Origin of the sequence: Pseudomonas sp. 10C3 (assembly GCF_036346185.1) — a bacterium.
GTDB lineage: Bacteria > Pseudomonadota > Gammaproteobacteria > Pseudomonadales > Pseudomonadaceae > Aquipseudomonas.
On the sequence record NZ_JASJVE010000008.1, the window covers coordinates 136,110 to 148,720 of the forward strand.

The window sequence follows — 12,611 nt, forward strand, 5'->3', positions numbered from 1 at the left end:
CACTGTTTAAAGCTAGCGCGCTGCGCTTACTCCGATCTCTACGGCATCCCCGTTCAAACGTACGGGCCAGACACGCAGGCTCTGCTCTGGATATTCCAGGCAGCTGCCGTCTTCGAGACGAAAGTGCTGTTTGTACAGGGGTGAGGCAATCACCAACTCGCCCTTAAGGTTGCCGACGATGCCACGGCCAATGACGTTGGCGCCTGACTTTGGGTCGCGGTTGTCGATGGCGTAGAGGGTCTTGCCCAGACTGTCAGGCAGGTGAAATAACGCGACCTGGGCGCCATCGAGCCAGGCGACGACGCCGGAATTGGCCACCAGGTCTTGGCGGCTGCACAGCATCTGCCATTGCGCAGGGCTTTCAATAGCGTGGCGGGGTTTGATACGGACGACGTTTGACTGGCTCATCAGAGCACCTCCTGGGTAACGGGAATCAGGTGGAGTTCGTTAGCATGCACCGGGCGGCGCTGGCCTCGTTCTTTGACGAAATGGATATCCGGGTCACCGCGCTCATCGTTGACGAAGGTCCGGAAGCGCTTGAGCTTTTCCGGGTCATTGATAGCGTTTGCCCATTCGCATTCGTACCGGTCAATGACCAGTTGCATTTGCGATTCCAGCTCAGCCCCAAGCCCCAGACTGTCGTTGATGATGACGTCTTTGAGGTAGTCCAGGCCGCCGTCCAGGCTTTCGCGCCAGACAGAGGTGCGTTGCAGTTTGTCGGCAGTACGGATGTAGAACATCAGGAACCGGTCGACGTAGCGCAATAGGGTTTGGTCATCCAGGTCCGTGGCTAGTAATTCGGCGTGACGCGGGCGCATGCCTCCGTTGCCACAGACATAGAGATTCCAGCCTTTCTCGGTAGCGATCACCCCAACGTCCTTGCTCTGCGCCTCGGCGCATTCGCGGGTGCAGCCGGAAACCGCAAGCTTGAATTTATGCGGTGCGCGCAGGCCCTTGTAGCGGTTCTCCAGGAGCAGCGCCATGCTCACGCTGTCCTGAACGCCATAACGACACCATGTGCTGCCGACGCAGGATTTGACCGTACGCAATGACTTGCCGTAGCCGTGTCCGGTCTCGAAACCGGCCTCGATCAGTTCGCCCCAGATGTCCGGCAACTGATGCAATTGAGCGCCGAACAGATCGATGCGCTGGCCGCCAGTGATCTTGGTGTAGAGGTCGTATTTCTTCGCGACAGCGCCCAGGGCGATCAACTTGTCCGGGGTGATTTCGCCGGCGGCGATGCGCGGGATGATCGAATAGGTGCCGTTCTTCTGCATGTTGGCCATGAATGTGTCGTTGGTGTCCTGCAGGTGCACCAACGATGGGTCCATGATCGGCTGGTTCCAGCATGAGGCGAGAATCGAGCCCACAGCGGGTTTGCAGATATCGCAGCCGGTGTGGCCGCGTCCATGTTTGGCGAGCATTTCGTCGAAGCTGATGATGCCTTCCACCCGTACCAGGGCGTACAGTTCCTGACGGGTATGGGCGAAGTGCTCGCAGAGGCTTTTGTCGACGGCGACGCCACGGGCACTGAGCTCGTGCTCGAAGACCTGCTTGAGCAGTGCGCTGCAACCGCCGCAGCCAGTGCCTGCCTTGGTCTTGCCCTTGAGTTCGCCGAGGTCGGTGCAACCTGCGTCGACCGCACAGCACACCGCGCCCTTGGTAACGTTATGGCAGGAGCAAATAGTGGCGGTGTCCGGCAGCGCATCGGCACCGAGTGTCGGTGCGCCGTCTGACAGCGGCAGGATCAGGCTGGACGGGTCCTTGGGCAGCGCTATGCCGTTCTGCGCGTATTGCAGCAAGGTGTCGTAATAGCTGTTATCGCCGATCAGTACCGCGCCCAGCACATGCTTGCCATCGGCAGAGACCACCAGGCGGCGATAGCTGGCGCTGGCCTCGTCGATAAAGCGGTAGCTCTTGGCGCCGGGAGTCGCCGCGTGAGCGTCGCCGATAGAACCGACATCAACGCCCAGCAGCTTGAGCTTGGTCGACATGTCTGCGCCGGTAAAGGGGTCGTAATGCTGACCCGCGAGTTGCGCGGCAACGTTACGCGCCATGCTGTAGCCCGGCGCGACCAGACCAAAGATGCTGCCGTTCCAGGACGCACACTCGCCGATGGCGAAGATGTAGGGGTCGCTGGTGCGGCAATGATTGTCCACGACCAGGCCGCCACGCGGTGCCACGTCCAGCCCGGCGCTACGGCCGATAGCGTCCTGCGGGCGGATCCCGGCAGAGAATACGATCAGGTCGGTTTCAAGGAATTCGCCACCGTTGAAGTTCATGCGGTAGGCATACTCTTCACCGATAACGATCTCCTGGGTCGCTCGCGAAAGGTGCACACCGACGCCCAGGGTCTCGATCCGTGCCCGCAGTGCTTCGCCACCTGAGGCGTCCAGTTGCACCGGCATCAGTTGTGGGGCGAATTCAACGACATGGGCTTCCAGCCCCAGGGACTTCAGTGCATTGGCGGCTTCAAGGCCGAGCAGGCCGCCACCTACCACCACGCCACGTCGGGCATTGGTAGCCGCCTCGCGGATGGCGTCTAGGTCGTCCAGAGTACGGTAGACCAACCGGGAGCGGCCTTCGGCACCGGGGATCGGCGGCACAAAGGGATAGGAGCCGGTGGCCAGCACCAATCGGTCATAAGCCTGGCGTCCGGCGCTGGTGACTACTTCCTTGCGCTCGCGGTCGATGTCGAGCACTTGCACGCCGAGGTGCAGCTGCACACCGTGGCGGGCATACAGATCGGCCTCACCAAGTGCGAGGGACTCTGCATCACGACCGCCGAAGTACTCTGAGAGGTGGACGCGGTCGTAGGCACGCTGCCGCTCCTCACCGAACACATGCACGTGATAGTGGGCGAGCGCGCCATGCTCGATCAACTGCTCGACGCAATGATGGCCGACCATGCCGTTGCCGATGACGACCAGTGTTTCGCTCTTGATCGGGGTGGCGGTTGCGTTCATAACCTTTCCTCAGTCGAAGCCGCTGCCGTGGCATGGCCAGAAAAAAAAGCAAAAAAAACGCCTGGAGCCGTGTGACGGCTCCAGGCGTCTTTGCCTGGTATTCATGGATGTGTGGTGGGGTGATTAACCGAAGCCGCGCTGCCTGGTTCACCCGTCCTGCGCCAGTACTGGAAGGTGGTCGTCGGTGACCACGCCTGGACGTCCTATAGGAGATTTCTACAGGTTTGTCAGGACTAAAGCAGGTTTCATGCCAGTGTCGGATGGACGTCTTTCTATCCAGAGATCGCTAAGCGGAGGAGGGTTGAAGCGCTACACAGCGGGTCTTTTTCAGGTGCTCTCTACGCACCGGGAAACATGATCGGGTCATATGCTAATGAGTACATTGAACCAGAAGGGTGCGGATAAGTTTCCCGGTTCCCTTATTTGGGGCAATGTAGGTCGTGGGCAATAGAGTCGTCATGGTATGACCATGCCCCCTGCAAGCTGCTGCGCAGTCTGGAAAAGCGGGGGAGTGCTGATTACCCTTATTTAGGCATATAAGCCAGTTGCCAGCGGCGTGGGATTTTCAGTGCGGCAAACCCCAAAACGGCAGAAAGCAAGCCGCTGAACAATAGAGCTTTCATACCCAGTTGCTGCTCAAGCAGGGCGCCGATCACCGCACCTGCAAACATGCCGGTCCAGGGTATCAACTGAACTCGCCATCCATTTCTTCGCTCTCCCAGCATCCACCGGCCTAATCCTCTGCCGAATCGTGAGAGTGCGCCTGTCACGTAAGTCAGGCCAATAGGGAAGCCATTGACCTCTTCGACGGCGGCGTTGAGCATGCCCATGGCGATAATAGCGGCCAACAGTGCTGGCAGTTGAGCGGTCAATGGCAAGGCTGCCGCAGCGGATAACAACGCAGCGATGCACAGCAGCAAGGGAAGGGCGCGTCGCCCCGTCATTCGGCTTACGACAATGCCCAGTGTATTGCCGCCGATAAACGTGGCAACGACGATAAGCAGTCGCAGCATAAGCCCGAAGTCGCCTTCGCTTATGGCCACGGCCAGGCGGGTGGTGTTGCCGCTCATGAACGATACGAAGTCACCGGTTGCCATAAAACCGATCGCATCCGTCATGCCTGCCAATACCGAGAGACCGGCAACCAGGCACAGGCCAACGCGCCCACGCCATTTCTGTGTGTGCAGCCGCGCGGGATTGGTAAGGATTTTAAGGGGGGAAGGCAGCATCAGCGTATCGGGCTCCTTGGGGGGATTCGTGAGGTCAAGGTGCTGGTATCGTCATATCTCAGCGCAGAGTATGAGGCAAAGCCCAGTGGATTTGAATTCGACGAATGCCTCTTCAAGGATTCCTTGCTTTTCGAGCGGGAGTTTTCGCGGTTGCGCCAACAGTCAACCTGTTCATTTTAAGGCGGCTTACCCACGCGAAGCATGGGTAAGCCGGATTACGTCGCCTTGACAGCGTTCATGCCTGGCTGTGTATTACCACAGCGGTACGATATAGCTCACGTAGAAGCGATTTTCGTCCTGCAGGGTCTGCCCGGTAATACTCGGGTTGGCCCTGGCGTTCTTCCAGGTAACACCCAGGCCCTTCAGTTTCCCCTCAGGCACTTGGTAGCTCAACGCAAGGTTGCGTTCCCATTCGCTGTCACCACCGCTGGCCACTCTGATCTGATCACCATGGGCATAAGTGGCTGCGAAGCCCAATCCTTTGACGCCCAACTGGCCAAAATCATACTTGTACTGCGCAAGCCAAGTACGCTCGCCGGCGTGTTGGAACTTGTTCAATTGCATGTTGGTCAGCGCTGGGGTGTCAGCGCCCGCACCCGGTCCCTGACGGGCGTCACCGCTGTTCAGGCCTGAGTCCAGATAAGGGAAGTCGCTGTCGCCGGTGTTTTTCTGAAGGCCCAAACCTAAGGTGTGGCCTGCCAGGCTATAGCTTTCCATCAAGCTAATAGTCGACTGGTTGATCCGCCCTTTGCTCAGGCCATTACCGTAGTAGCCATTGGTTGCAAAGTCACTGTCGCCATTGGCGTTGCCGCCTATGCCCAGGCTGCGGTAACCACGGAAATCACTGGCGAGGCTACCGACGGGTAGTTGAGTGATGTGCTTGGCACCGATAAAGGCTTGCTGATAGTAATCCTGCAGGTTGGAGTACCACAGGCTCAATGTGGTGTCGGCAATGCCCGTGTAATCGGCGCCGCCATAGAGGAAGCGATCACTGAGTTTGGCGCCGCCACCGGTGATCATGCCACTGTCGTTGGTTTCGTTGCGGATTTTCGTCCGAATGATATCGCCACCGGTAAAGGTGAAGTCTGACAAATCCTTGGAAACCAACTGCGCCCCGGTATTGGTCTGGTGGTACAGACGCCCATCGGTATTGGCCAGCATCGGGTTGTTTTGATACAGCCCGCCCACACGCAACTCATCTTTAAGGAAGCGCATTTTGAGGGTAGGGGTCAGCACGGCGAAGTCATTGGCGGACTTGCCGTTATCCAGCGGGAACATGCTACCAGGGTAACGGCTTTGATTGCTCTTGTCGTTCAGGTCGCCGCCGGAGTCGAGTTTGAGGCCATAGAAGCCCTCAACATCCAGACCAACGCCAACGGCGCCTTCGGTGTAGCCAGACTTGAAGTTGAGCTGAAAGCCCTGCCCCCAGTCACGGTAGCTTTTGGCTGCTTTACTAGGATTGTTATTGCCATCTATACCGCGACCCTGCTGATTAAGGTAGCGATTGAGCAACGTAAGGTCGGCATGGCTGTCGTCGATAAAATCCGCTTGAGCAGACATCACTACGCTGCCCAATATGGCGCCGACAATGGGTTTGTGCAGTTTCTTGATCATCATGGGTCTCGTTCACAGGGGTATTCAAACTGCCGATCAGCTACTCAAACGGCAGTATTGCGATGCTGGCGGTCAACGCCTTTATCTGTGCAATATTTTGAAACGCATTAGGAAACAATGACATGACAATCATGTGACAGGACGCTAAGAGGAATGTCGCATTGACCGATGCCTGAAAATCGAGGTTGGTAGGGGTAAAGCGGAGGGCGTTCTTTTAATTTTCCTTGCAGGGGATCTGATGTAACTAAATCCCCTTTAACCTGACGTCAATGTTTAGAGGCAGGTCGCCAGCGCGCTAAGCCTGCGCTCTGCAATCGAATTACTCAGTGCCTGGTAATAATTGACAGTTGTGCCGGACGCTCCACTGAGCACATCAACGAAGTACTCCGAGCCCCTTGTGTAGACCGTGAGTTCTTTCTGGCTACCGGAATGTATAAACGCATCACCCTCTACGCCAAAAACTGACTCATCCTGCCAGGCGAACTGGATACATTGGGCGACGAGCTCGCCTGACTTCTGAGATAAAAACGTCTTGTACGGGCCTTGGGATCTGGCCTCATTCATGGCCGGCGCTGTACATCCCGCCAACATCCCCAAGGTCAGGGCAGCTATGAGCATCCGCATTATGCTTCCTCGTTCTGAAAGTGCCGACTTTAGCACTCCGCAGTCATGAGTCCACTTACTCCATGCACCCTTGCTTTTTTTGACCCAAATCAAGCCACTCACGGTCACCCGATATATGTTCACGTGACGCACGGACGCAAACTCTGAACACGAGTAGAGTCAAGCGGATGGTCAGATCAAGCACGACAACTACCCCCCACAGACACCCGCGTTTCGAGACCGCCGCACGGCTGACTTCGGGTGTGTTTATTGTCGTGAGTGTCGATCCGTGTTCCCGACCCGACCTTAATCATGAAAGGCCTGTTAAACAGGACATACGATGAAAGATTTCTCGCCTCTGGAGGCGAACGCCACTGCTGAGGTGGGCCTGAGCGAGTGTGAGGCCCAACTTCGTCTTGGCCGGGATGGCCCAAACGAGATGCCGGTTTCGCAACCACGAAGCGTGCTGCGTCTGGTTCGCCAGGTCGCGACTGAGCCGATGTTTCTGCTGTTGCTGGCGTGTGGGGCGCTCTACATGGTGCTGGGGGATGCCCAGGAAGCCTTGATGCTTCTGGGCTTCGTCTTTGTGGTCATGGGCATGAGCTTTGTCCAGCAGCGGCGCAGCGAGCGCTCGCTGGACGCTCTGCGCGATCTGTCCAGCCCGCAAGCCCAGGTCCAGCGCGACGGCCTAATACGCCGGATCGCGGCCAGAGAGCTGGTGCTGGGCGACATCGTGCTTCTCGCTGAAGGCGACCGGGTGCCTGCCGACCTGCAACTCATCGACGCACCGAACTTCGCGGTCGACGAGTCACTGCTGACAGGAGAGTCGGCATCGGTGGACAAGCATGCGTCGCCTTTGAACGTGATCGATGACGATAGGGCCATCGCACAGGATACAGCGGATCTGTCGCGGGCCTTTTCGGGCACGCTGGTCACGCGCGGCACTGCGCGTGGGCGGGTTATCGCTACTGGCGAGCGCAGCGCGCTGGGGCGCATCGGCCAATCGCTCGCGGGGATCGTAGTCGAGGCCACACCGATCCAGCAGGAGACGCGTTGGGTTGTCAAACGCGTGGCGCTCGTCGGCCTGGCACTGGCCGCTTCCCTCGCCGTTACCCACGCACTTATCCTCGGTAGCTGGTTGCAGGGTTTATTGGCCGGACTTACGTTGGCGATGGCCATCCTGCCCGAGGAGCTGCCGGTCGTGCTGACGCTCTTTCTGGGGCTGGGTGCCTGGCGTCTGGCTCGCGAGAAGGTACTGGCGCGTAGCATTCCCGCCATTGAATTGCTGGGGGCGACGACGGTGTTGTGCGTTGACAAGACTGGCACGCTGACCGAAAACCGAATGACGGTGCGGCGTCTGTGGTCCGAAGAGGCAATTTATGACACCTCGCAGGCGGGGGGAGCGGCACCGCTGCAGGACGAGTTGCATGGCCTGCTGGAGTACGCGGTGCTGGCGAGTCATCGCCGTGCGTTTGATCCGATGGAGTTGGCCATTGGTGAAGCCGGCCAGCGCCTGTTGGCGAATACCGAACACCTGCATGGCAACTGGACGCTCGTCGACGACTATCCGTTATCACCCGAAATGCTGGCAATGTCTCGGGTATGGCAAAGTCCGGACAAGGGCTCACCTGCCCGACTCATTGCGGCCAAAGGCGCGCCGGAGGCCATCGTCGATCTATGTCACCTGGATGCCACGCGCAGTGCTGTGATCGCCAGGCAGGTCTTGGCGATGGCGAGCGACGGCCTGCGCGTGCTGGGTGTCGCGCAGGCCACGTTTGATACAGAGGCGCTGCCGAAACTGCAGCACGACTTCGATTTCCAGTTCCTCGGGCTGGTTGCTCTGGAGGACCCGGTGCGGCCCGATGTGCCGCAGGCCATTGCGGAGTGCAAAGCCGCAGGCATACGCGTCGTGATGATGACGGGCGACCACCCGGCCACTGCGATCTCGATAGCGCGGCAGGCGGGCTTGAGTGCTGAGGCTCCAGTCATCACCGGGACTGAAATCGCTACATTGAGCGATGAGGCTCTGACTGCGCGCCTTGCCGACACGCACATCTTCTGCCGTGTGCAGCCCGATCAGAAGCTGCGCCTCGTGCGGGCATTCCGCGCTCGGGGCGATGTGGTCGCGATGACGGGCGACGGTGTCAACGACGCCCCGGCGCTGAAGGCCGCCGACATCGGCGTTGCCATGGGCGCGCGAGGCACCGAGGTCGCGCGCGAGGCCGCTGCACTGGTTTTATTGAACGACGACTTTGCCTCACTCGTGACGGCCGTTCGTTATGGTCGCCGGGTGTTCGCCAACCTGCGCAAAGCGATTGCCTTCGTGGTGGCGGCGCATGTCCCCATCGTCGGGTTGTCGATCCTGCCTGTATTGATCGGCTTGCCGATGCTGCTGATGCCGGTGCACATCCTCTTCCTGCAACTCATTATCGACCCCGCGTGTTCGGTAGTGTTCGAAGCCGAGGCGCTGGAGGCGGACGCGATGAAGGTTGCGCCACGGCGGACGGATCAGCGCCTGTTCGACAGGGCCTTGATGGTGCGTGGATTGTGGCAGGGGGGCGGTTTGCTGGTGTTGTTGCTGGGGACTTACGCGAGTGCGCACTTAATAGTGCCTTCTGATGCCGGTCGTGATGACATGGCGCGGGCGCTGACATTTGTCGTGCTGGTGCTATCGAACCTCGCCCTGATACAGGCCAATCGCTCTTGGGTCCATACCTCGTGGCACAGCAGCAGTGCCTCCAATCGGCAATTCGGCTGGATCGCGGCGGGAACGATCGCCATGTTGTGTGGGGTGCTTTTCGTACCCGCCATTAGCCGGCTGTTTTCGTTCGTGACGCCAACGCCTGTGTTGCTCGCGGCGGCACTTGGCGTCTCGATCGTGAGCCTGATCTGGTTCGAATGCGTCAAGTGGGGCCTTCGTGCCCGTTCAACCAACGCCGTTAAACCGAGCTGTCTGGATTGAGTATCAATACACTGCCGGGCATCTTGTAAAGAATGCGCTCTGCCGTGCTTCCGAGCAGATGCCCCAAGCTTCGGTGGTGTATCCGGCCCATAACGATAACGTCGATGTCTTGGCTCTCGGCAAAGCGGGCTAACACCTTGGAAGGGCTTCCCAACATAAAGTGACGGTTCTCCACCGGAACACCGTTGCGTTCAGCCAATGTATCGAAGGCTACGTTTTCCAGTTCGTACAATGTCGGTGTGGTCGGTGTCAGGTTTGAATCGAACATCATCGAGGCACTGGCGTAGCTATAATCCGCCGCATCAATCATCGACAGGTCATAGGCATACACCACATCAACTTGAGCGTTGCATTGAATGCCCAGTTTTAACGCTTCGTGAATGATCGTGTCATTGAACCCCGAATACTGATCATCGGGATGGAGTAGATCAACCGCTGCAACGATTCTGCGAGGCGTAGGGTTATGGCTCTTTGCAACGAAGTGCAAAGGGTAGGGACACTCGTGAAGCAACTGCAGGTCCAGGGTGGTAAATACAGCACGCTTTAATAACGACTCGTGTTGCAAATCCTTGATCACCAGATCAACAGGCATCTCGTGCAGGTATGTAAGCATTTCCTTCAGGGGATGTTCAGCCCACACCACTTCTGTCGTGACCTCTATGCCCAGATGACGTAGCGGATGCGCTTGCTCTTCCAGCCATTGACGATGGCGCTCGACATAGCTGTAGCGCATTTCTTCCAGTGCCCGTTCGTTGACCAGTCCGGCGGTCGCCAAGCCTTCCAGATAATCAAAGGCAACAATGTGCAGCGCAGCACCTTTGGCTTTTGCCAATGCTGTGGCGCGCTCAAACGCCGGGGTTTTATCCAGCAAAGGAGGAACAATGAGCATGAGTCGCTGTTGGTTGGTCATGATGCACCCCGGCGAAAAAGTCGTTAGTTGCCAGCGATAATAGCCGTTTAACGCAAGCATGTTCCGAGTCGTGGCGCAGTATTTGATGTGGATCAACCTTAATATAGCCAGTTGCGCAATCAACCTGATGTTCGCGGCGCTGATGATCCCGAACAGGCTCCAGGCCAACGGGCGCGTGGGCAGGCGAGGCTCGTCAGACATGCGCCAAGGGCAAGGCCCAATTTGGATAAGGCTGTATATCCATACAGATAAAGGTTGCTTCAACCCCCAACACTGCGCATGCTGCACCTCACCCCTCGACGCAATGAACGATGACGACCATGCGGCTCTTCCTGTGTGAAAAACCTTCCCAGGCCAAAGACATTGCCAAGGTGCTGGGCGCTAACAGGCGCGGCGATGGCTGCTGGGTGGGATCAAACGTCACGGTGACTTGGTGCATCGGTCATCTATTGGAGACCGCACCGCCAGACGCCTATGACGCCCGGTACAAACGTTGGGTCCTGGCCGATCTGCCGATCATACCCAAAGAGTGGAGAATGCTGGTCAAGCCGAAGACCGCAAGCCAGTTCAAGGCTGTCAAACGTTTGCTCGGTGAGGCCCGCGAGCTGGTCATTGCGACGGATGCCGATCGTGAAGGTGAAATGATTGCCCGCGAGTTGGTGGAGTACTGTCAGTATCGCGGGCCGATTCAACGGCTCTGGTTATCAGCCCTCGACGATGCGTCGATCCACAAGGCGCTGGCGGCGCTCAAGCCCGGTGCCGAGACATTTAGTCTCTATCATTCGGCGCTGGGCCGCTCGCGCGCTGACTGGTTGATTGGGATGAACATGAGTCGGTTATTCACCCTGCTTGGGCGCCAGTCCGGCTATCAGGGCGTGCTGCCGGTAGGGCGGGTACAGACACCGACCCTGCGTCTGGTGGTGGACCGCGACCGCAGCATTGCCGCTTTTGTGCCGGTTCCGTATTGGGCGATTGATGTGCAGCTACTCTGCGACGGCACGTATTTAACCGCCCAGTGGCGCGCGCACGAAGACACATGTGACGAGCACGGTCGCTGCTTGAACCAGGTACTGGCTCAAGAGGCTGCAGCCGCCATGACCAATGCCGCCAGCGCACGGGTGATCAAGTTGCGCACCGAGCGTATGCGCGAAGCACCGCCGTTGCTGTTCGATTTGGGTACTCTTCAGGAGGTGTGCTCCAAGAAACTGGGCTTTGGCGCTCAAGAAACCCTGGATATCGCCCAGGCACTTTATGAAACCCATAAAGTCATTACCTACCCGCGCAGTGATTGCGGCTATCTGCCGCTGAGCCAGCACAGCGAAGCGCCAGCGATCCTGGCAGCCTTGGGCCGTGCCGATCCGGGCTTGGTGGACCTGCTGAAACACGTAGACCCCAAGCGCCGCTCGCGGGCGTGGAACGACGCGAAGGTCAGTGCCCACCACGGCATCATCCCGACTGCCGCAACGATAGACCTTGGGCGCTTGGTAGGTAAGCATCGGGCGGTCTACTCCTTGATCCGGGCGCGCTATCTGGCGCAGTTTCTGCCGAACCACGCATACGACCGAACCCAAGCCGATTTTGATTGCGCCGAGCAGGCGTTGCGCGCGGTGGGCAAGGTGATCGTGGAGCCCGGTTGGCGGCGTGCACTTCCGCAAGCCGTGGCCCCCGCCAAAGGCCGCGAAGCGCCTCCCGCCCAAATTCTGCCGGCCCTGACCGAAGGGCAAGAGTGTGACGTAGCGGACGTGACGCTGAAAGACCTCTGGACCCAGCCGCCCAAGCCCTTCACCGAAGGCGATCTGATCAAGGGGATGAAGAACGTCGCCAAACTGGTAGACGATCCCCGTCTCAAGCAGAAACTCAAGGACACCACCGGCATCGGTACCGAGGCGACGCGCGCCGGGATCATTCAGGGATTGCTCAATCGGGGCTATCTGATCAAGCAGGGCAAGGCATTAGCCGCCACCCCGGCAGCCTTCAGCCTGATCGACGCCGTGCCCCGAGCCATCGCCGATCCCGGAACCACCGCCATCTGGGAGCAGGCGCTGGATATGGTTCAGAGCGGCGAGATGAGCCTGGAGGACTTTGTGGCCAAACAGTCAGCCTGGATGAGCAAACAAGTGGATCGTTGTGCTGGCTTGGGCCTGAGCATTGCCGGACCTGCGAGCCCGGCGGGTCGCGGCACTACGCCCTGGAAGAAGAAGCGCAGTGCAGCCGCACCCAAGACCGCGACCGCCAGTAAGCGCCGCAAAGCCAAATAGCTTGGCTTGATTGAGACGCGGGTCCCAAAAAACGGGTGATGGAGCGACCTCACCGAATCCACTGCGACG

8 protein-coding genes are annotated in these 12,611 nt (G+C 58.8%); 2 read left to right on the forward strand and 6 right to left on the reverse strand.

Annotated features, from left to right (window positions below; all coding sequences use genetic code 11):
- Nucleotides 1–12: 12 nt before the first annotated feature.
- The 5 genes from nirD to QN399_RS09720 all read right to left on the reverse strand — a co-directional run bounded on the left by nirD (nt 13) and on the right by QN399_RS09720 (nt 6,433).
- Nucleotides 13–408 (reverse strand): nitrite reductase small subunit NirD, encoded by a 396-nt coding sequence (gene nirD / locus QN399_RS09700; protein WP_330200880.1) that lies wholly within the window; start codon nt 406–408, stop codon nt 13–15.
- Nucleotides 408–2,966 (reverse strand): nitrite reductase large subunit NirB, encoded by a 2,559-nt coding sequence (gene nirB, locus QN399_RS09705; protein WP_330200881.1) that lies wholly within the window; start codon nt 2,964–2,966, stop codon nt 408–410. Before nirB ends, nirD begins: the two co-directional genes overlap by 1 nt.
- 524 nt (nt 2,967–3,490) lie before the next feature.
- Nucleotides 3,491–4,195, reverse strand: coding sequence for a YoaK family protein (locus QN399_RS09710; protein WP_322178630.1), 705 nt, complete (start codon nt 4,193–4,195; stop codon nt 3,491–3,493).
- Nucleotides 4,196–4,447: 252 nt separating this feature from the next.
- Nucleotides 4,448–5,809, reverse strand: a complete 1,362-nt coding sequence (locus QN399_RS09715) for an OprD family outer membrane porin (protein ID WP_322178631.1) — start codon at nt 5,807–5,809, stop codon at nt 4,448–4,450.
- Nucleotides 5,810–6,082: 273 nt separating this feature from the next.
- Complete coding sequence (locus QN399_RS09720) at nt 6,083–6,433, reverse strand: hypothetical protein (RefSeq protein WP_322178632.1); 351 nt, start codon at nt 6,431–6,433, stop codon at nt 6,083–6,085.
- 319 nt (nt 6,434–6,752) lie between these two features.
- Between QN399_RS09720 and QN399_RS09725 the strand changes: the two genes are divergently transcribed.
- A complete protein-coding gene (locus QN399_RS09725) occupies nt 6,753–9,374 on the forward strand; it encodes a cation-translocating P-type ATPase (protein WP_322216946.1) in 2,622 nt (873 codons plus the stop codon).
- Here the strand turns inward: QN399_RS09725 and QN399_RS09730 are convergent.
- Nucleotides 9,352–10,284 (reverse strand): universal stress protein, encoded by a 933-nt coding sequence (locus tag QN399_RS09730; protein WP_322183093.1) that lies wholly within the window; start codon nt 10,282–10,284, stop codon nt 9,352–9,354. The two genes, QN399_RS09725 and QN399_RS09730, sit on opposite strands and share 23 nt — an antisense overlap.
- A 320-nt stretch (nt 10,285–10,604) precedes the next feature.
- On the opposite strand from QN399_RS09730, the gene QN399_RS09735 reads away from it, so the two are divergent.
- Nucleotides 10,605–12,542, forward strand: coding sequence for a DNA topoisomerase III (locus tag QN399_RS09735; RefSeq protein ID WP_330200882.1), 1,938 nt, complete (start codon nt 10,605–10,607; stop codon nt 12,540–12,542).
- Nucleotides 12,543–12,611: the final 69 nt, after the last annotated feature.

What these genes read in the sequence shown, in the direction of transcription:
- QN399_RS09715 (WP_322178631.1), bottom strand. Translation starts at nt 5,809, where the DNA reads ATGATCAAGAAACTGCACAAACCCATTGTCGGCGCCATATTGGGCAGC.
- nirD (WP_330200880.1), bottom strand. Translation starts at nt 408, where the DNA reads ATGAGCCAGTCAAACGTCGTCCGTATCAAACCCCGCCACGCTATTGAA.
- QN399_RS09730 (WP_322183093.1), bottom strand. Translation starts at nt 10,284, where the DNA reads ATGACCAACCAACAGCGACTCATGCTCATTGTTCCTCCTTTGCTGGAT.
- nirB (WP_330200881.1), bottom strand. Translation starts at nt 2,966, where the DNA reads ATGAACGCAACCGCCACCCCGATCAAGAGCGAAACACTGGTCGTCATC.
- QN399_RS09735 (WP_330200882.1), top strand. Translation starts at nt 10,605, where the DNA reads ATGCGGCTCTTCCTGTGTGAAAAACCTTCCCAGGCCAAAGACATTGCC.
- QN399_RS09720 (WP_322178632.1), bottom strand. Translation starts at nt 6,433, where the DNA reads ATGCGGATGCTCATAGCTGCCCTGACCTTGGGGATGTTGGCGGGATGT.
- QN399_RS09725 (WP_322216946.1), top strand. Translation starts at nt 6,753, where the DNA reads ATGAAAGATTTCTCGCCTCTGGAGGCGAACGCCACTGCTGAGGTGGGC.
- QN399_RS09710 (WP_322178630.1), bottom strand. Translation starts at nt 4,195, where the DNA reads ATGCTGCCTTCCCCCCTTAAAATCCTTACCAATCCCGCGCGGCTGCAC.